The organism is Thermosipho japonicus, from assembly GCF_014201655.1.
GTDB classification, from domain to species: Bacteria; Thermotogota; Thermotogae; order Thermotogales; family Fervidobacteriaceae; genus Thermosipho; species Thermosipho japonicus.
The window spans coordinates 245,728-267,034 of sequence record NZ_JACHEX010000002.1 but is presented as its reverse complement, the minus strand read 5'-3'; the positions used below and the strand labels follow the sequence as shown (position 1 = coordinate 267,034).

The following is a 21,307-nucleotide window of genomic DNA, read 5'->3' as shown; positions in this document are numbered from 1 at the left end:
TATGTGGGTTAAAATGTAAACTTTTTCATTTTTCGTTTTGGTAAAATAATTTAAATTAGAGACGATTATTTGATGTTATTTGCAAATATTTTGTTTTATTGATGGTTTAGAAAGATGTATGTAATATGATATTATAAATTCGAAAATCGAAAAAATATTTCTGATTTATTTCTAATAAGGAGGTGTAAGTATGAAAAGGTTGTTTGTTTTATTTTCTTTGCTTTTAGTTTTTGCTTTATCATTTTCAATTACCACTATTACTATGACTTCTGGAGGTGTGGGAAAGGAACTAGAAGTTTTGTATGCACAATTAAAAGAATTTATGAAGCAAAATCCTGACATTGTTGTTACGGTAATTCCAATGCCTGATTCTTCTACAGAAAGGCATGATTTGTACGTTACTTATTTGGCTGCTGGTGAAAGTGATCCAGATGTTTTAATGTTAGATGTAATTTGGCCACCAGAATTTGCTCCATTTTTAGAAGACCTAACAGATGACTATAATTATTTTGAACTTGATAAATTTTTACCAGGAACTGTAAAATCTGTTACCGTTGATGGAAAAATTGTTGCCGTTCCTTGGTTTACTGATGCAGGACTATTGTATTACAGAAAGGATTTATTAGAAAAGTATGGATATGATCATCCACCTCAAACATGGGATGAACTTGTAGAAATGGCTCAAAAGATTTCAAAGGCAGAAGGTATTGAAGGATTTGTCTGGCAAGGTGCAAGATATGAAGGACTTGTTTGTGATTTTATGGAATATGTCTGGTCATTTGGAACAGATGTTTTGGATGAAAATGGTAATGTAATTATTAATAACCCAAAAGCTATTGACGCATTAAAATTCATGGTTGATTTAATCTACAAGTATAAGATTTCACCCGAAGGTGTTACAACGTATATGGAAGAAGATGCAAGGAGAATATTCCAGACAGGAAATGCGGTATTTATGAGAAACTGGCCATATGCATGGTCACTTGCTAATAGTGATGATTCACCAATTAAAGGTAAGGTTGGAATTGCACCACTTCCAAAGGGACCTGGTCCAGATGGAAAACATGCAGCAACATTAGGTGGATGGAATCTTGGAATAAATGTATATTCTTCTCCAAAAGAAAAGGAAGCTGCTAAAAAACTTATAAAGTTCTTAACAAGTTCAGAACAACAACTTTATAAGGCAGTAAATGCAGGTCAAAATCCAACTAGAAAAGAAGTTTATGACAAACCAGAATTAAAAGAAGCTAATCCATTTATGGTTGAATTGTTTGATGTATTTATTAATGCACTTCCAAGACCAAGAACAGCAAGTTATGCAGAAGTTTCTGATGCTATCCAAAGATATGTACATGCTGCATTAACCAGGGAACTAACACCTGAGCAAGCAATTTCAAGATTGGAAAAAGAGCTAAAAATGTTGCTTGGAAAATAAATTTGTGGGGGGCTTTCCCCCCACAATTTATAAAGAGGTGAGTATATGCAGAGGAAGGAGCCTTTAATTGCTTTTTGGATGATTTTGCCGGCTATATTAGTCATCTCAGTGATTGCGTTTTTTCCACTTTTTAAAACATTCTATGATAGTTTTTATTCATTTAGTTTAAATCCAAGATTTCCAAGACAATTTGTTGGATTTGGTAATTATATAAGGCTTTTCAATGATTATAGATTTTGGGATGCACTAAAAACTACAATAATTTTTACTCTCGTTTCGGTTGCACTAGAAACAATTTTGGGTTTAATGATTGCCTTGATTGTTAATCAGGATTTTAAATTTCGCGGAGCTGTAAGGGCTGCTATGCTTATTCCATGGGCAATTCCTACAGCAATATCTTCTCAGATGTGGAGATGGATGTTTAATGATCAATTTGGGATTATGTCAAGATTTTATGAAGCACTTCATATAATAGAACCTGGAACACCGATTCTTGGAAGACCTAATTTAGCACTTTGGGCTATTATACAAGTAGATGTTTGGAAAACAACACCTTTTATGGCTCTTTTAATATTGGCTGGTTTGCAATTGATCCCAGAGCAGTTGTATGAAGCAGCAAAAATTGATGGAGCCAATATGATTCAAAGATTTTTTAAAATTACATTGCCACAGCTAGCTCCTACCATAGCTGTTGCTCTAATTTTTAGAACATTGGATGCGTTAAGGGTGTTTGATGTTGTTTATGTTATGACTCGAGGAAGTGTAGGTACGGAAACTTTGTCGGTTTACAATAGAGTATTGTTAATGGATAGAGCATTTACAAGTGCTTCATTTGGATATGGTTCTTCATTGTCGGTTATAATTTTTCTATTAATCTCAATTTTTGCAATTATTTATATTAAGTCTTTAAAGCTCCAGTTTGATTAAGGAGTGTGAAAAAAATGCAGGCAAAAAAGATAATTTATAGATTTATATTGTATTTCTTGGTTGCTATCATTTTGATATGGTGTATTTTTCCTTTTTATTGGGCAATAATATCATCTTTAAAGCCTGATAAGGATTTGTTTGAAGTTTATCCTTCTTTGTTTCCTAAGAGAATAACCTTTGAAAATTATATTAAAGTATTTACTGAAAGACCTTTTCATATTAATATTTTAAACAGTGTAATTGTTGCGGGTGTTACAACACTTGCCTCACTTTTGATAGGTTCTCTTGCAGCATACGCTATTGCAAGGTTAAGATTTAAAGGTAAAGTAATAGTGATGTCTTTGATATTGGCTGTTAGCATGTTTCCTCAGGTTTCTATATTGGGTTCCCTATTTGTCCTTTTGAGAAAAATGCATTTAATAAATACATATCCTGGTTTGATATTACCGTATATAGCTATTACTTTGCCATTAACAACATGGATTTTGCAAAATTTCTTTAGAGAGTTACCAAAAGAAGTTGAAGAATCAGCAGCTATTGATGGATGTTCAAGATTAAGGACACTATGGTCAATAGTTCTTCCTATGGCGGCTCCTGGACTTGTTGCAACTGGATTGTTGACCTTTATTTCAGCATGGAATGAGTTTTTATTTGCTTTAACGTTTATGCAACGTCCTGAAAAGTACACTGTCCCTGTAGCGATTGCACTTTTTAAGGGAGCCTCGCAATATGAGATTCCTTGGGGGCAAATAATGGCTGCTGCTGTAATTGTAACTACTCCGCTGGTTATTCTAGTTTTGATTTTCCAAAAAAAGATTATTGCCGGTCTTTCGGCAGGTTCTGTGAAAGGATGATATTTTGAAAAATTTAACTGTTAAGAAATTTAATGATTTATACGATGAGGGCAAAATAACTTCTGAAAGACTGGTGGAGTTTTATCTTGAACGTATTTCAAAAATTAATTTGAACGCAATTCTTGAAATTAATCCTGATGCACTTTTTATTGCAAGAGCTTTAGATAGAGAGCGAAGAAACGGAAAAAAAAGGAGTAATTTACATGGAATTCCTATTGTCATCAAAGGAAATATTGATACTAAAGATAAAATGCAAACTACAGCTGGTGCTAAAGCTTTGGAAGGAAATTTTGCAAATTCCGATGCTTTTGTAGTTAAAAAGTTAAGGGAAGCAGGCTGTGTAATCATAGGTAAGGCAAATTTGACCGAATTTGCAAATTTTGTATCTTTTAAAATGCCCAATGGGTATAGTAGGTTGGGAGGACAGACTAGAAATCCGTATGGAGATTTTGATACAGGTGGTTCAAGTTCTGGGTCAGCAGTTGCAATAGCTGCAGATTTAGCGCTTCTTTCGATAGGAACTGAAACTTCGGGCTCTATTCTTTCGCCTTCTAGTATGAATTCTTGTGTGGGTTTAAAACCAACGGTAGGTACAGTAAGTAGGACAGGTATTATACCAATTTCATTCACACAGGATACGGCAGGACCAATAACAAGAACGGTAGAAGATACTTTTGAATTATTTAAGGTTATTTTTGGATATGACCATCAAGATCCTGCAACATACTCAATTGAAAATTCTTCTTTTGATAGTAAAATAGAAATTATTCACGATTTATATGGTATGAAATTTGGCTATACAGATCAAATATTTGGATGGCTCGATAAAGAGATGGTAGATATATTTTTAGAAAATTTAAAAAGAATTGAAAAATTGGGTGGAAAGATAAAAAAAGTAGAATTTAAAAATCTTGATAAAATAAATAACATAGAAGTTTTATATTATGAGTTTAAATTGGGGATTAACAATTATCTAAAAGATAAAAATTTAAAGGTTAAAACGTTGAGTGATATTATAAAGTATAATTTTGAAAATAGAGATGCTATACCATTTGGGCAGAATATCTTGCTTCATTCAGATGCAACTGATATTAAAGAAGGAAGATACATAGAATATCTTTTAAATGATAAAAAGTATGCAAAAGGTGAGATAGATAGATTATTCAATGAAAATGATCTTGATGCATTATTGTTTCCAGCAAATTATGGAGCACATATTACAGCAAAAGCGCAGTATCCATCAATTGTTGTCCCAGCAGGTTTTACTGAAAAAGGACCTTTTGGCCTTACTTTTTCAGCAAGGGCATTCGAAGAAAGTAAATTATTTTCCATTGCTTTACTATTTGAAAAAAGTTTCCAAGAAAGAAAACTTCCAGATATTGATTAGATTTTAAAAATAGATCTTTAGATGAATTAGTAAAAAAGGAATGGCAAAAGCCACTCCTTTTTTTTTGATTATATAGATCTCTTAATTTAATAAGAAATGTCTTCTAATTTACTGTAACCCTTTCTTCCATCCTTTTCAATGAATACTTCAATTGTGTGGGTTGCACTTGGTGAGTCACTTTCAAATGCAATTATCCAACTTGATTGAACATATTCTAATATTCCAAGAGTTGTTAAATCAACATTTCCAGAAGAATCAGTATATTTTATTATACCACCTGTTTTTTGAACAATTTCTCTAGGATCATCTGGAGATGTATAGTCTGTTGTTGATTCATTATACCAACCAGGTACAAATGCCCCATGGACGGTAACGTATCCTTGAATTGCTGAGATTACTTCATCTTTATCGTATAATGTCTCACCTGCCGCATCTCCTGGATATTCCTCAGATTTATAGTGAGCTGATGCGTCAGTAATTAAAATAATAATTTTTTGTGAAGAAGGTCTCCAAGAAGCATTATTCCATGCATACATTATTCCGGCATATGGATTTTCGGGGAAATCACCTCCACCATATGCAGATAGTTCGTCTACAAAATTTTTTGCAGTATTAAGATCAGTTAAATCTTGCCATGGTTTTGTAAGAGTTATATCTTTTGCAGGTGCTGCATCATCGTATGGTACTATTCCAACTCTAACATCAAGGCCGCTAGCTTCCAATGTATCAATAAAGTTTTTTATACTACTTTTTACTCCTTCGATAGCATTATCCATACTACCAGTTGTATCCAGTACAATCATTATATCTATATTGCTTCTTGTTTCTGATTCTTTAAAAACTAAAAATCCTTGTGCTTTGTCATCTTCAAAAACTTTCAAATTTTCTTCAGTTAAGTTCGATATTTCAGGAACACTAATTTTAACTCTTACATAGTCAGGAATTGATATTGGAACCAAAAATGGTGTTTTATCGCTAGAAATATAAACCTGTAAATCATTGTATAAACTTGGATCAGGTTTGACTACACCTTCTGGATCGGCAGGTATAATTTGTGGAAGTGTTGGAATATTTGTACAACTAAACAAAATAACCAAAAGTGAAACTGAAATGGATATTATTAATAAAATTTTTCTCATTTTACTCACCTCCTTCTAAATTTTTAAAATGAAAGTCCTATTCCAAAGTTTACTGTGTATATTCCAGTGCTTAAAAATTGCGTGTTAAAAGTAGTTATTGCCTCTAAAGAAAATGCAATGCCTGTTCCAGATTTTATTCCCACTTTTGCATGGAATACTTCTTGAGAGTAAAGACCAATTTCACCACTTTGAACATTTGCAATCAATATAGGCGCTGCTCCAGCATAAACTTTTGTACCAAGCAAGTTCAAAACAAGTAATAGATATGGATCAATTTCAACAAGTTGAATTTCAGAAAGATTAACATTTTCAAATGTATCGATTTCTGAACCAGAAAGAGGATAAAATACGTTTACTGAAATTCCTAGTAAATTTTGGTAAGATCCTAATTCTGCACCTAGAATGTATCTATTTTTACCACCTAGCTCTTTTCCACCACTTACTCCTAAAAAGAATGGAAAAACTGATACTGTTAAACTAATAAGTAAAGCGATAAACAAAAGTTTTTTCATACTACTCACCTCCTTTAAATTAATAAATAAAATTAATTATGTAATGGTAAAAAATAAATAAAAAAATTAAAAAACAATTTTTTCAAGTTCTGGGGAAACACTTTGGTAGATGGATTAATGTGTGGGCATTTGGATGAAACCCCACCTTACCTTACTTTGTTGGTAAGGTGGGAATAACTTTTAATTAATTTTGAATTCTATTTGGTTGGAGGATACTTTTAGAACTTTAATATTTAAATTTCTAAATGAGGTTACTATACTTATAATTTCTTCATTTTTTAAATTTGTATTTAGTGATAATATTCCATAATTTTCTTCTTTTTCGATTAATTCTACTTTTCCAAATTTTTCTGATAAGTAATCTTTCATAATTAATATGTAAGTTGATTTTTCAAAATAAAATTTTAGATTTATTTTTCTTACTACATTAGATTTTTCTGCAGATGAGTAAGGCTTTTTTAGCTCCTCAATTAACTTGTTTATAAAATCAGAAAATTTTTCAGAATTTAGGATTTTTGATAAAGCAGCTTCTTTCGTAGCCCCCGCTGCGACATCTTCAAAGTTTTCACTTTTTACAATTTGTCCCGTTAAAGTATTTATTATTTGAACGTTTAAGAATAATCTCATTGACCATATTTTGTATTCACTGGAGTACGCTTCTCCATAATTTACTTTAATATTTATTACATATTTTGCAGCACTAAGGATTGCAAGTTTTGAGAGAATATTTGGGTCTGAATATTGCGCAAGTTTTCTTGAATATTCCTTTGAAACTAAGTTAATGCCAGATTCTAAGAGTTTATTTTCGAAAATTGGTTCGATATATCCATATTGGTCATTATTTACAACAATTACTGCATATCCAACTGGCTTTTGACTTATAATCTTGGTAACTAAATCTTTAAATTCATCTCTGTTGAAACTTACATTGATAACTATATTATATGTTCCGTTTTCGTATTTTTCATTTACAAGTTCGTATTTTAAGACACCAAAAAGTGCATTAATTAAATCTTTATCGACTGGAATAGATAGTAATAAGTTAACATCTTGCGAAAAGACAATTCCGATTGCTTTTTTTACAGCCAATATTAGCGCTTCTTCAATTGCTTCGTTTCTTTGGGTTGCTACACCTTGTGATGAGATTCTAATTATCTCTCCTACTTTTTGTGAAGAAATGCCAGCACCTTCGCTGGTTCCTGGAGAGTATCTTTCAAAAATGAGATTTCCAAGTGATACCTCTACTAAGATATCTTTATCTTTTACTATACCACTTAAAGTACCTTTTCCGTCTTTAATTGTTACAAATTCAGGGAATTCTGCATTTTTAGATTTTACACTGAAAGTGTGATTTCCTTTTATTTTTGGAGAAAGCTCCACAAAGATATCTATTCTTTGACCAACTGAAACTGATTTTGGACCATTTAAAGTAATTTTTATATCTTTGACAAATGTTTTAGCCTTTTCTTTTAAAGGTTCTATTTTATCTTGTGGAAAATCAACGCATTGAGAATTTAATTTATCAATTGCTTCTAGCAACTTTAATGCATTTTCTACCGTATTAATTTCTTTATTTTCTAAATCATTATAAAGTGCAAGTATATTATTCCAGCTTTTTTTGATTTTAGAAACGGTTGAAATAAGCTCTGAAACCATGTTAGCAGGAAGTTTATCCTTATTTTCGGAAATGAGTTTTTCATATTCAGAAACAATTTTTTGAGCTGAATATATCATTTTTCCTTCAAGTAATGATTGCCCTATCTTGATGGCAAAGTATGTTCTATATGCAAATAATGCAGTTTCTTTGTCAAGAAGACCTAACACTTTTGTATAGTATTGACCATTGATTAATCTTTTATCGATCAAAGTAAAATCAACACCAACTATTTCTATATCAGTTGTTGTGTTAACTATATTTTCAAGCTTTGTTTCAGCTTTTTCTTTTACTTGTTTATTTTCAATAATTTGTGTTAGGTTTTCTTTGAGAGTAGAATCGCTTTTTATTTCCACGTAAATTTGTTCTGCAATTTTTCTCAGAGCATCTTTTTTTGCAATTTCTTCTGATTCAACATCGGTTTTTCCATATCCTTCTCCTACTGCTCCAATGAAGCCGTACGGAATAACAACATTGTTTGTTGATGTTTTTGATTCACTACTTGAAGAGTTATTATCGCATGAAAATAGGAAAAATAGTAAGATAGAGATAAATACAATAAGTATTTTCTTCATTCGTTCACCCCTACTCAAAATGACATAAAGTATCCTGCTCCAATTTGCAAGAATGAAGTTGTATCCATTCCAAATAATATATCATAAATGCTTTGACTGACACTATCTGGGAATAGAGCAGATGCACCAACAGATACAAAAATTCCAGATTTAGGTTCAAATTCATATTTAATTCTTGTTCCAATATTTATACCAAATATAGGTAAAAATGAACTTTCACTAGTAGTTTCTGTATCATATATAGCTAAGATTTGTAATCCTCCATAAATTGCTTCGGTAAGTTGCCCAACTTCAATCAGATCAAAACTTCCCCCCAAAGTTACATAGCCTGGTATATAACCTGCAAAAGATGAAAGAATTATACCGCTTTCAAAGTATAAATTATTTTGCCATCCCGCAATTCCAAGTGCAATTTTTCCAGAGTATAACCCAACACTTATTCCGCCAAACATTGAAGATACAGGATATTCTATTGCAGGGTCATAAACTGAAGGCATTGCACCATACTTAAATTTTGTAATTACAAGATTATTATTTCTGTCAATTCCTATTACCTCAGCGTACCCAACTTCTCCAGTAGAAGTTTCTAATTTGAATATAAAACCTTTTTTTGCAATTTTTGGATCGAGTCCTGCAAGGTAAATTTTGTTTCCCTCAATTTTTGAAACATATGCTTCTAATTTGAAATATTCCCTTAGTGATAACCAGATATCGTCGGCAGCAGACATAAGTACAGAATTAATAGCTTTCTGGGGAGTTTCTTCTTCAACGTAAGTTTCTTTTGCAAATGGAGTTGAAGCAAGAAGCTCTCCGTTTTTAAGATCGTATAATTTTAAAGAAAGTCTTAAACTTGCAGTATAACCGTTTTTTTCATAATTTGATGTAAGTTCTGTGAGTGTTAGTAAAATTGCATATCTTGCCCCCAAAATTTTTCCAGCTTCAAATGTTTGCTCAACAAGTCCTAGATCTCCAAGGTTTCTTTCTTTAACTATCATGTCTAAATCATTACGGGAGAATACTCTAAATCTTCCAAGTTCTAAGGCTTTTTGTTCTAGAATTGATATGAGAAAATCTGCTTCATCCATATTCCAACCATTTCCAACTTTTGCAGGAAGTATTACTATTCCAATTTTTTCTGATATTGTAACAGCAAGTAATGATGAAAACAAACTAACAATCGCTAAAAATATTACCAATTTTTTCATTTTTCCCACCCCCAAGAAATATTATAACATAAATTAATTCTTAAAAAAAATATTAAAATCCAAATACAATACCTGATGAAAATCCTTTTTGAGAAACATCTAGGAAAAATCCAAAAATTTCATTTAAAAACAAAGAAAATTTTTTTGCAGTATTTATTCTTAAAGCTGGCAAAAATTCGAATGATTCTTCTTTAAAATATAAACGTAAAATGGCATCGAAAATCCAAAGCTTCTTTGAAATTTCAAATGTGTAATAGTCACTAAAAATTCCAAATCCAACTGAAAAATTGTCGTTTCCTTTAATATCAAGGTTTCTAATATTAAAAAGAAGGTAATATTCTTCAAAATTTGATAAACCTATCATTGTGCTGATTCCAACTCTTAAGGGGTATTTAAATGCTTCAGAAGCAAGAGAAAATTTTTCAATTTTTTCATCAAGAAGATAGAAAATATCTCCACTTGAACTTGTAGCAAAAACATTAGTTATTTTTAAATATCCTTCGGTCCAGTGGTCATCTGAAATCCTAAATACTTGTCCACTTTTTATACCAATGTTTTCTCCATCGTAGAGTTCAACGTTTAATTTTTCTACTTTTTTTACCATTGAAGAAAGCGGAAAAGCTTTTTTTAGAAGATTTTTAATGTCAGAAGAGAAGCTTTTGTATAAATTAAGTAAGTTGTCTATTTTGCTTTCTGTTTCATAACTTTTAAATCTATCAAGTATTCTTATTTCAGGAAAGTACAAACTTTTTTCTAGATATTTAGAATAAATTACTCTTGCTGTTTTTGTTTCTATAACGTTCAAAAGTGTTGAAAAATACATATTTGTATATTTTAAATTATCGATAGATACAACGTCGTAAAAATTGGAAAATGTAGTGTATCTGTCCTTTTTCCATATAAAGTTTAAGATCTTTACATAATTTCCATTTTCTCTGTCCGGTATGTAATTTTTACCGTCGAAAGAATAATATTTACCAACTTCTACCTTGTAACCGTTTGACAAGTATTGCCCATTCATATCGTTTCTAAAGAATAGTATTTCATCTTGAGTTGTAGTTTCCTGTTGACTACTAATAGATTCAACTGAAATTATGTATTCAGGAACTCTAAATTTTATTTCAGCATTTTTACCTATAAGATCTCTTAGTCTTAGTTCATCAAATATGTAATATAGATATTTTCTATCGTATATATTGTATCTATTATCTTCTTGAAGTTTTCCTAAAATAAATGCTTTTAGTTTGTCAGGAATTTTTTCGTCAAAATCTACTACAATATCTATTTTGTCTGGGTAAAATTTGTTTAGGTTTTTGTTTAGATTTGTTATTTGCTGGTTTATATCATTTAATGATCTTACTTTGAAAACAAAAGGGGTAAATGATTTTAAAAATAAATTTTGGTAACTTATTTCTACTATATAACCTGAAATATAGTAATATTCTTCTTTTATTATTTTTTCTCTCTTTTTATAAAAATTACTTTTTATATATTTTTGCTTTTCGTTCCTAGCCCAGTAGAAACGGCTTGCATATACGTATTGTCCATATTTATTATCTACTATAAATCTATCGTATTTAGGGTTATATGTATATCTTTGATGGTTGCTGGTGTAATAATAATCTCCATTGTAATAAATGTAATTTCCGTATCTATCAGGATAAAATTCTACTTTTTTTCTTTGTACCAATTCTTTTTCAACTGAAAAGATATTTATTACAACAAAATCGTTACTTTTGTCGAATAAATCACTATTTATGTCTAGCTTGAATCCACTTTTGTTAATAATTATAACTTTTGAAAATAGTGATATTGAAAATATTAAAATTAAGATTATTACTTTTTTTACCATGAAAAACCACCACCAAAATTAAATGTCTTGTTTTGTAATGAATAATTAAACATCAGATCAAATAAATCGTACTTTATCATACCTCCTATTGAAAAATCATTTGATAGTAGAAGGTAAGTTTTTAGTTCATAAAAATCGAATATGTTATATCCAAGTGTAATTATGTAATTTCGAGTATTTGGAAAGTAATCTACAACTAAAAATGCCTTTTTATCATTGTAAACATCTCTTTGTCTTAGGCCAAAAGAAAATAGCAAGCCGTTATTTGTGTAGTATATTCCTAGTGATATAGGAATGAATATTTTTTTACTATCTTCAACTACTTGATCTCCAATTTCTATTTTTGAATGTTTTTTTAGGTAGTAAAATTCTGCTTCTGAATAATTGTTTTCAACATTTCTTATAACTATTTGGCCTTTATTTTCTGCTATTGTAAATACTGTTCCAGGTAACACCCCATCTTTTTTGCCTATGTTCAATATTACTCTGTCTTTTTTTAAGTTGTAAATTATTCCTTCTAATTTATAAGCATTTTTAATATTTTCAAGTATGTTTGATTTTATTACTGATGCAATATATTTTAAAATTTCTATTTGACTATTTTCTTTTTTTAAGGGCTTTAAAATCGTTTCATCCCATTTATACCATCTTTTTTTAATTTCTTTTGAAAAGCTAAAAGAACCGTTTGCATATCCAAAAAGATTGTAATATACTTTTCCAATAACTTTATATACTATCTCTTCATGGGAAAATTTTGTGTAAAAATTATTTGAGTTATAAAATTTTCCGTCGTATCCTTTTATGTAATACCCCTCTTTTGAAGGAATATATCTTGAGGTGTTTACGTCATATGAATAATAGATTCCCTTTTGAACTTTAATGTATTTTTCACCTACTCGTACATAATCTCCAGATTCATTGTTTATAAGATAATCTTTTTTTATTTTTTTTTCTTTTATTTGCAAATTTTTTACTACAACATTGAAATTTATGATTGGTTGTTTGCTTTCTTTTAATATAGAATTTTTGTTTGATAGTAAATCTTGAAGTCTGAGCTCTTGATACAATTTTTTAAGTTCTTCTTGCAAATAAAGTTTGAATTTCCCACTTTCTATTATGGAATCATAAATAGTTGCATTAATAATTTCTATATAACTTGGAGCTGTAATATTTATTTTAACGATTGGAACATTAGAAAATAATGTAAGACCAACTCCAAGAAATAATAAAATTAACTTTTTCATTAATCCACCTCCTTGTATTAATGAAATTATATCAAATTAGTGATATAATTTGATATGAAAATTAAAATGATAAAGGGAGGGGTATCTTTGTTATTCAAGGACATGTTATTTCAAATAGCGATAGTGTTAGTAGCATTGTTTGCAAGTCCAAAATACACATATGAATTCAGTGTTCCAAAGTATGCAATATTAACACTTTTTATGTCAATAATGTTTACTTATCTTGCATTTAAATGGATTAAAGAAAAAAAGATAAGTTTTTATATTACACCTGCACATATTGTATGGTTTTTATTTTCTATATCTTCTGTGATTTCATCATTTAATGTTTTAAGAGATAATCCATTTTATTTTAGAAGATCTGTTGATATAGCATTGTATGTTGTTTTTAATGCGTTACTTGCAATTTTTATAAGCAGTGAGTATAAAGAAAAAAAGAGGATTCACATGTTTTTGATAACATTTATGATTACAGGCTTTGTCATTTCAATTGATGCACTTTTAAATTTTTATGGCGGATATTCTATGTTTTTAGGTAATGTTGGTCAAGCATTTTCAAGGGCAGCAATAAAATCAACAGTTGGTAATGTTATATTTACTGCAAATTACATTGATATGCTTCTTCCAATTGCTTTGTATTTTATTCTTTCAAATGAATTATCTTTTAAGAAATTTTGGCAAGTAGCTTTGATGAAAATTTTTGCGTTTATTTCATTTGCAATAGGATTTGTAGCAGTTATAGTATCACAGACAAGGTCTGAGTATCTTGCAATAATAATAATGACATCACTTTATATTTTAATGTATTTTATATGGAGAAAGGGCAAAAAGATCAATAAAGAAATTCCAAAGAAGGTAAGAGCTATTACAAGATATCTATTTGTAAGTTTAATTGTCCTTTCTACTATTATAGTGATTGTTTTTAATACTGATAATCCTTTAACAAATGGTGGTAAAGTAAGTATGACAAGCAGATTTTCTGCTATGAGCTCAATTTCAAGTAAAGATGAAAGATTTTTGTCGTGGTTTACATCTCTAGAACTTTGGGAAGATCACAAAATTTTTGGAAGCGGAATAGCAACTTATCAACTTTTATCAATATCAAAAATGGGAGAATACCTTGAAAAGCATCCAGAACTTTATTATGGCTGGAATAACTTTAAAAGAGCCCACAATGATTATTTTCAAGTGTTGGGTGAAACTGGGATAGTTGGTTTTTCATTGTTAATAGCTCTTTTGATTATACTAGCCTATTACTTTTTTACAATACCAAAGAAAATAGAAGACAGGGATGATTTACTACTATTTTTATCACTTTCAATATCTATAGTTGGATTTGCAATTCAAAGTTTCTTTAGTTTTCCAGGGCATCTTTTACCGAATGCTCTTGCGGCCACTTTCTTTGCAAGTGTTGCTATTGGCCCATACTTTACCAAAAAGGAGTATAAGCAAATAAAAGGTATCTTAGCTATTGTTACAGCAATACTTGTTGTTTTGTTAGTTTATACAACAACTTATTTAAGATGGAACAGATTTATTTCTGAAGTCAATTTTAAAAATGGTAATACAGCATACCTTACATATGCAAAAATAATGGAGGAGTATCCTAAAATTGATGCATATATCAATCAACTTGAAGGTAGGCTTGATGATTTAAACAATTTTAGAGGAGAATTTTCACAATTAAAACCTGAAGTTTGGAAAGAGCTTAAGAAAAAAGAGTATGAAAGCAAGAATTTACCGTACAATGAAATTGAAATTGAAAACCAAAGAATAGCAGCAATAAATAATGTAAGAAGTCAGATACTTTCACAGATTAGGCAGTTAAAAGAGCAAAAAGTAAGACTTCCAAAAATGGCAAAACAATATTATGATACTGCAAAAGAGAAGTTATTGAAAAGTGTAAGTGTAGAACATACATATGGTAAATCATATTTTTATCTTGCAACTCTTTGTGTTCAAGATTTTAGAGTGCAAAAGATGAAAAATAATATAAAGACTAGTTACGAGAAGATATTTAATCAAGAATACGATGATTATCAAAAGATAATTGCAGAGCAATATAAGTACAAATGGCTTTCAAAACTTACTCCGTTTATTAAACAAAACATTGAAATTTTAGATAAATTTGATTTTGCTACGACTCAAGCATTAATAGATTCTATTGGTATTTATGAAACGTCACTTCTTGCATTTAATGAAAGAAATACCTACAAGGCAATTGCAATGAGATATCATAGTTTACACAATCTCTTTAAGGAATTACTTTCATATTTGCCAAAAGATTCAGAGTATTATGAATATGTTAAAGATCTAGTTATAAAGACTTTTGATGGATATGTTAACTACTCTAAAAAAACGATAGTTAATATGCCAGGTGGATGGAATAGATTTCCAGATTGGAAAAATCCTAATATTTCAAAGGCATCGAGAGGTCAGGATATATATAGATTTTTTGCAGGCATGGTATTTAAATTGCAACCACCTACAATTCCATCAGTAGTGAAGTTTTTAGATTGGCTTTCAAACATGGAAATAAAAGCAGCAAAGTATATGTCTTTAAAAGGCATTTGGGGCGTTCCAAATGGTGTTATGGATTTTGTTCATGCAACTGCATTTGAATATTACAAAAATGGACAATTTCAAGAATCTATATATACGCTTGAGAAAATAAAGAATGAGTATAAAGAATCGTATGAAATAGCAAGAAAAGATGTTGCAAAATATGTTAAAGGTTTTGAAAATCAAATGGAAAGTTTAAAGGAATCTTATAGCAGGCAAATAGAAAATGTACTTTTGTCTAAGAATGTTCATCCACAAGCAATAAAGGTTATAGTAAATAAGTTTAAAGATACAGTTGATAAAATAAAAGAAGGATTTTTGAACTATAACTATCTATCACTTGAGGCAACGTATATGAAAACGTTGATTGGAAAGAATTATATAAGTTGGTATGATACGGCAAAAGATACTATTTGGCCTTCCATATCCGTAAAGTATTTAAATGAATTTTTATCAGAACTTCAAAAATTGGGCTTAAATACGGATTCGATAATTAGTATTAAAGGAAAAATTGAAGGAATAATAAATAATCCACCTAGTTATGCAATGGTGTATGAAAGTTATGCAAGATTTATTGCACATTATAAATTAGTTGAAAATGATCTTAAATATAATGCAAAACAACTACTAAATAATTATAAAGAAATGACTGATAATATGTGGGAAGCAGTAATTTCGGATTGGTCAAATACATTGTTTGAGGCTACACCACTGAATACGAAAGAAGAAATTATTGAATATCTTGAAAATATAGTAAAAGAATAAAAGCCAAAAATTAAGACTCCGAAGCTAGATAGCTTCGGAGTTTTTTATCAGAATATAATCAAAAAATGAATAAAATCGTGGTAAAACATTATTCGAAATGAATTACTCAAAAGGAGGTGAAGATTATGAAGAAGGTATTGGTTATTTCAAGTTTATTTGTTATTTTATTTGCATTTTTTGGTTGTTTGAATTTGTTTGAAGATACAACAACAGTTTCGGTGCTTTTAACAGATAGACCAGTTTCAGATATTGATAAATTAACAGTTGATATTTCTTCCTTTACATATCATTACGCAATAGGTGATAAAGAAGGGGAATGGGCAGCGCCTACTAATGTTGCAACTACTATAGATATATTAAGTCTTGCAGGGACAGAAGTTTCATGGCTTAATATTGAACTTCCTGAAAATGCGTCATTAACTCAGTTAAGACTAACAATTGAAGAAGCTACTGTAACAGTTGGAGGAGAAGAATACCCTGTAGAAGTTAAAAATAAAGATGTTAAAGTAATTAAATCTGCATTAAACATTCTAAGTGGTGGGGAATTAGTACTTGATTTTGATTTAGCACGTTCTCTACATCAGAAAGGATTATCAAATGTATATATTTTAAATCCAGTGTTAAAACCAACATTTAGAAGAGGAAAGTTGTATTTTATAAAGGGTGAAGTTCTTGAATCAGGAAATCCTTTAAAATTGTCTATAGTAGCTTTAATGCCAACTGATGAATCAACTGTATTAAGAATTACGATGACTAACAAGTATGGAGAATTTAATCTTGGAAAGTGGAAAGATGGTGAATATCTAATAAAAGTGTATAAGAATGTAGAATTACCAGACGAAACTGAAGATTTGGATTTGTTGTCGCTTACTGAAGATGCTTCTGAAGTTGTAACTGTAAGTGGAGAAGATGTGTTCAGATCCATAAATGTCAAATGATTGGTATTAAAAATTACAACAAAAGCAGCCGCATGTGCGGCTGCTTTTTATTTTGCTATAGATATATTTATCCTCTTAAATAAATTAAGTATAGTACAAACAAGAATGCAAGAATCCAATTGAGCCAGTGAACATCTTTTGTTTTACCGCTGAATGTTTTTACGATTGGATAGACAATTAAACCGAGTGCAATACCATTTGCAATTGAATATGTAAGAGGCATTATTATCATTGTGATGAAGGCAGGTAGTGCTTCTGTTATATCATCCCAGTTAACACCTTTGAGACCTTTAAGCATTAACGCGCCAACAAATATAAGAGCAGGTGCGGTAGCTGCAGCTGGAATGCTCATTCCAAGAGGTGCAAAAAACAGCATTAAAAGCATTAAAATTGCAACAACTACTGCAGTGAGTCCAGTTCTTCCGCCTTCTGCTATACCTGTACTACTTTCGATATATGTAGTAACTGTAGAAGTTCCAAATAATGCACCTACAGTTGTTCCAACCGCGTCAGAAAGATAAGCTCTGTTAGCCCTTGGGAATTCGCCATTTTTAATAAATCCTGCACTTTCGGCAAGTCCTGTTAATGTTCCAAGAGTATCGAAAAAGTCAACAAAGAAGAAAGTAAATACGACTATCCAGAATGTTCCACTTGCAAGATCGGCCCATGAGAATTTTTCAAATAATTTGAAAAATGTAGGAGAGATATCTGGTATTTTTCCTACTATTCCTTGGAAGTTTGTTACATTAAAAGCAGGTATCATCCCTATAAATGTTGATGCTAGAATACCTATTAAAATTGAACCAGGGACTCTAAGTGCAAATAAAATAGCAATAATGAAAAATCCGATTATTGTTACTAAAGCAGTTGGGGAAGTTAAATCACCTAGTGTTACGTAAGTTGCACCATCAGCAATTACGATACCAGCACTTTTGAGTCCTATAAATGCAATGAAAAGTCCTATACCGGCACTTGTTGCAAGTTTAATTGAATTTGGAATTGCTTTAACTACAAATCCTCTAACACCGCTAACTGCAAGTAGAATGAATAATATACCCTCTACAAATACTGCAGCAAGTGCAACTCTCCAATCAATTCCAAGTTTTCCACAAACAGTAAATGCAAAATATGCGTTAAGTCCCATTCCAGGTGCAAGTGCAAATGGATAATTTGCCCAAAGTCCCATAATTAAAGTTGCAGTTGCGGCACCTAATATAGTTGCAACCATGAATGCACCAAAAAACTGTGCATAAAGAGGACTATCAGGAGTTGCACCGGGAATTACGTTGATCAAGATGTTTGGGTTCACAAATATGATGTAAGCCATAGTTAAAAATGTAGTTATACCTGCAATAATCTCAGTTTTGACAGAGCTGCCACTTTCTTTCAACTTAAAAAATTTTTCCATACTCTCTCCTCCCCCTTGAGAAATAAAGATAGAAAAAAGCTTTATTTTATTTGGATTTTTGTTTTTCTAGTAAATTCTACCATAACCCCATCCACTATGATGTTATCTATGTCCATATGCTCAACAAATTCTACGATCATTTCTTCTAATTCCTTTTTTTCTCTGTTTAATTCCTTTATTGTTTCTTTTACCTTTAAATATCTCCTGACTAATTCTTCGAGTGTGTTGTTTTCCATTTTATTCTACCTCCTCTATAGCCTCTTTTATTTTTTGAACAATTATTCCAATTTCTTTTTCTTCTAATTCTGGGAATATTGGTAGAGCAAGAGTTGTTTTGGAAAGTTCTTCTGAAACAGGGAGACTTCCTTCTTTATATCCTAAATAAGTGAAACATTTTTGAAGATGAAGTGGAACCGGATAATAAAGGCTTGTTCCTATTTTATTTTCAGATATATATTCTCTAACCTTTTCTCTTATTTTATTACTTTTGAATTTTACTACATATTGGTGGAATACGTGGTATTTGTAAGGTTTATTAAGAATTTTCGGATATATTACTTCTAATTTGTGTTTTTCAAATTCTTCTTTGTATTTTTTCGCAATTTTAATTCTATTTTCAGTCCATGAATTTAGATATTTAAATTTAACATTTAAAATTGCAGCCTGAATTTCATCTAATCTTGAATTAAAACCTATTTCTTCATGAAAATATTTCTTTTTTGCACCATGTACTCTAAGCATTTTTGACTTTTCATATATTGTTTCATCATTTGTTACGATCATTCCACCATCACCGTATGCACCTAAATTTTTGGTTGGAAAAAATGAAAAAATAGCAGCATCTCCTATGCTTCCACTTTTCTTGACTTGACCGTTTAAAATCCCTTCTGAGCCTATTGATTGAGCACAATCCTCAAGAATTTTTATGCCATACTTTTCTTTTAGATAATATAGCCCTTCAAGATCAACGGTTTGGCCAAAAAGATGAACAGGGATTATACCAAATACCTTTTCCTTTTTTAGTATGTCTTCAACCTGATTTAGATCAATGTTATAGGTTTTGCTGTCAACATCTACAAATATAGGGATACCACCATTTCTAACTATTGCCGAAGCTGTAGCAAAAAATGTATATGGAGTTGTTATTACTTTTTCACCTTCTTTAATTCCCATTGCCTTTAGTGCGATAACAAGCGCATCACTCCCATTTGCAACACCTATTCCAAATTTAACACCAATAAAATTTGCAATATTTTGTTCTAATTTTTCGACTTCTTGTCCTAGAATGACCCTTCCTTTTGAAATAACATTATCAATTGCTTCAATTATTTCTGATTTTATTTTTGAGTATTGTCTTGTAATATCAAATAAAGGTATCATCTTTTCCCCTCCCACTTGCAGTATTTTGAAATCGGGCATATTTTACAATTTGGAGATACAGGTTTGCACACTTTTTTTCCAAACTCCACCATAGACCCATTGATAGGCCCCCAAAGATTTTTAGGAAGTATTTCCATGAGTTTGAATTCAGTTTCTTCTGGAGTTTTTGTATTTACCCACCCAAGTCTGTTTGAGATCCTATGAACGTGAGTGTCAACTGCTAATGCCGGTTTTGAAAAAGAAACGTATAAAACTATATTTGCTGTTTTTCTACCAACACCTGGAAGTTTTAAGAGTTCTTCTAAACTATCTGGTACTATTCCAGAGTATTTTTCAACTATTATTTTTGAAATTTCTATGATTCTTTTTGCTTTTTGCCTGTATAAGCCTGCAGGTTTTATTAATTCATATATATCTTTTTCTTTTGCTTTTGAAAGTTCAAACGGTGTTTTATATTTATTAAAAAGATTTTCAGCGGCAATTTCGGTGTTTTCATCTTTGCTTCTTTGACTTAGAACTGTTGTAATTAAAACCTTAAAGGGATCTTTTTCTTTATGATCCCTTGGAAAATTCTTAATTATTAACTTTGCAACTTTTTCAATTTCCATATTTTTCCTCCAACAACTTTCTTGCCGTTTTTTCATCATTTTTCATTTGCTCAATTAAAGCATCGATACTATCAAATGTTGTTTCATCTCTTAAATATTCAAGAAGTTCAACTCTAATTTCTTTTCCATATAATTCTTCATTAAAATCAAGAATGTAAACTTCGTATTTAACGCTTTTTGTTTTTTCAACAGTTGGCCTTAGTCCGATATTCATTAATCCAAAATGTAATTTTGGTGTGTAGACTTTACAAAGATAAACTCCAAATTTTGGAGTAATTAACTCTTTAGATCTTCTAATATTTGCTGTTGGAAAGCCTAATTTGCGTCCAAGTTGTTTGTCTTTGTATACTTTTCCATAAATAGGATAATTTCTTCCAAGAAGATAATTTACCTTTTTAATATTGCCTTCTTTCAATAGCTTTCTTATTAAAGTACTACTTACTCTCTTACCATCTATGATTAGATCATTGACTACATTGAGATTAATATTTTTTTCTTTTGAAAGTTTTTCAAGTAATTTAATATTTCCTGCAGCATTTTTTCCAAATCTAAAATCTTGACCAACTACTATTGCTTTGGTGTCTTTTGAAATAAAATCAAAAAAATCGTAAGGCGAAAGATCTTTTATTTCATGGAGATTTAACGTATAAACGTTGCCGTACATTTCAAGTAGGGTAATTCTATCTTCAAGTGAAATTAAGAGACCATCAAAATTTCCTGTATAATATTCCATTGGAAAAACTATTGTATATATTTCAGGTGATGCATTATATTCCTTTGAAAGATTTTTTAGAGAGTTTAGAATTTCTTGATGACCTCTATGTACTCCATCAAATACACCTACCGTTACTACGCGCATATA

General features: G+C 30.4%; 17 protein-coding genes. 6 read left to right on the top strand and 11 right to left on the bottom strand.

The genetic code is table 11. From position 1 onward, the window contains the following. The first annotated feature begins 190 nt into the window (after nt 1-190). Genes HNP65_RS05220 through HNP65_RS05205 form a run of 4 tightly spaced genes read left to right on the top strand, consistent with a single transcriptional unit; the run spans nt 191 to nt 4,603 of the window. Nucleotides 191-1,435 (top strand): ABC transporter substrate-binding protein, encoded by a 1,245-nt coding sequence (locus tag HNP65_RS05220; protein WP_184619254.1) that lies wholly within the window; start codon nt 191-193, stop codon nt 1,433-1,435. 45 nt (nt 1,436-1,480) lie between these two features. Beyond that, the gene (locus HNP65_RS05215; protein ID WP_004100474.1) at nt 1,481-2,362 is read left to right on the top strand and encodes a carbohydrate ABC transporter permease; all 882 of its coding nucleotides are present in this window, start codon (nt 1,481-1,483) and stop codon (nt 2,360-2,362) included. A 14-nt stretch (nt 2,363-2,376) separates the two neighbouring features. Further along, nucleotides 2,377-3,216 (top strand): carbohydrate ABC transporter permease, encoded by an 840-nt coding sequence (locus HNP65_RS05210; RefSeq protein ID WP_126992839.1) that lies wholly within the window; start codon nt 2,377-2,379, stop codon nt 3,214-3,216. A gap of 4 nt (nt 3,217-3,220) precedes the next feature. Continuing rightward, nucleotides 3,221-4,603, top strand: coding sequence for an amidase family protein (locus tag HNP65_RS05205; RefSeq protein WP_184619253.1), 1,383 nt, complete (start codon nt 3,221-3,223; stop codon nt 4,601-4,603). An 86-nt stretch (nt 4,604-4,689) separates the two neighbouring features. Here the strand turns inward: HNP65_RS05205 and HNP65_RS05200 are convergent, their stop codons facing one another. From HNP65_RS05200 to HNP65_RS05175, 6 genes are all read right to left on the bottom strand, one after another. Beyond that, the gene (locus tag HNP65_RS05200; RefSeq protein WP_184619252.1) at nt 4,690-5,742 is read right to left on the bottom strand and encodes a VWA domain-containing protein; all 1,053 of its coding nucleotides are present in this window, start codon (nt 5,740-5,742) and stop codon (nt 4,690-4,692) included. Nucleotides 5,743-5,765: 23 nt separating this feature from the next. After that, nucleotides 5,766-6,254, bottom strand: a complete 489-nt coding sequence (locus HNP65_RS05195; protein WP_184619251.1) for a hypothetical protein — start codon at nt 6,252-6,254, stop codon at nt 5,766-5,768. 180 nt (nt 6,255-6,434) lie between these two features. Then, complete coding sequence (locus tag HNP65_RS05190) at nt 6,435-8,483, bottom strand: LPP20 family lipoprotein (protein ID WP_184619250.1); 2,049 nt, start codon at nt 8,481-8,483, stop codon at nt 6,435-6,437. Nucleotides 8,484-8,497: 14 nt separating this feature from the next. Then, nucleotides 8,498-9,688, bottom strand: coding sequence for a CsgG/HfaB family protein (locus tag HNP65_RS05185; RefSeq protein ID WP_184619249.1), 1,191 nt, complete (start codon nt 9,686-9,688; stop codon nt 8,498-8,500). A 52-nt stretch (nt 9,689-9,740) separates the two neighbouring features. Further along, nucleotides 9,741-11,540 carry a hypothetical protein gene (locus HNP65_RS05180; RefSeq protein WP_184619248.1) on the bottom strand — a complete coding sequence of 600 codons (1,800 nt, stop codon included), beginning with the start codon at nt 11,538-11,540 and terminating at the stop codon, nt 9,741-9,743. Next, the gene (locus HNP65_RS05175; RefSeq protein WP_184619247.1) at nt 11,534-12,784 is read right to left on the bottom strand and encodes a hypothetical protein; all 1,251 of its coding nucleotides are present in this window, start codon (nt 12,782-12,784) and stop codon (nt 11,534-11,536) included. The genes HNP65_RS05180 and HNP65_RS05175 overlap by 7 nt, the downstream gene beginning before the upstream one ends. 87 nt (nt 12,785-12,871) lie before the next feature. Between HNP65_RS05175 and HNP65_RS05170 the strand changes: the two genes are divergently transcribed. Continuing rightward, a complete protein-coding gene (locus tag HNP65_RS05170) occupies nt 12,872-16,111 on the top strand; it encodes an O-antigen ligase family protein (protein ID WP_184619246.1) in 3,240 nt (1,079 codons plus the stop codon). 125 nt (nt 16,112-16,236) lie between these two features. Beyond that, nucleotides 16,237-17,049: a DUF4382 domain-containing protein gene (locus HNP65_RS05165; RefSeq protein ID WP_184619245.1), complete on the top strand. Its 813-nt coding sequence runs from the start codon at nt 16,237-16,239 to the stop codon at nt 17,047-17,049. Between the two features lie 67 nt (nt 17,050-17,116). Here HNP65_RS05165 and HNP65_RS05160 read toward each other — a convergent pair whose 3' ends face one another. The 5 genes from HNP65_RS05160 to HNP65_RS05140 are packed head-to-tail and all read right to left on the bottom strand — an operon-like array spanning nt 17,117 to nt 21,304. Continuing rightward, entirely contained in the window at nt 17,117-18,457 is a 1,341-nt protein-coding gene (locus tag HNP65_RS05160; RefSeq protein ID WP_184619244.1) for an NCS2 family permease, read from the bottom strand. A 41-nt stretch (nt 18,458-18,498) separates the two neighbouring features. Then, nucleotides 18,499-18,693: a hypothetical protein gene (locus HNP65_RS05155; RefSeq protein WP_184619243.1), complete on the bottom strand. Its 195-nt coding sequence runs from the start codon at nt 18,691-18,693 to the stop codon at nt 18,499-18,501. Between the two features lies 1 nt (nt 18,694). Then, a complete protein-coding gene (locus HNP65_RS05150; protein ID WP_184619242.1) occupies nt 18,695-19,837 on the bottom strand; it encodes a DegT/DnrJ/EryC1/StrS family aminotransferase in 1,143 nt (380 codons plus the stop codon). Beyond that, nucleotides 19,834-20,445: an endonuclease III gene (nth, locus tag HNP65_RS05145; RefSeq protein WP_184619241.1), complete on the bottom strand. Its 612-nt coding sequence runs from the start codon at nt 20,443-20,445 to the stop codon at nt 19,834-19,836. The genes HNP65_RS05150 and nth overlap by 4 nt, the downstream gene beginning before the upstream one ends. Next, nucleotides 20,435-21,304: a bifunctional riboflavin kinase/FAD synthetase gene (locus HNP65_RS05140; protein ID WP_184619240.1), complete on the bottom strand. Its 870-nt coding sequence runs from the start codon at nt 21,302-21,304 to the stop codon at nt 20,435-20,437. Before HNP65_RS05140 ends, nth begins: the two co-directional genes overlap by 11 nt. Nucleotides 21,305-21,307: the final 3 nt, after the last annotated feature.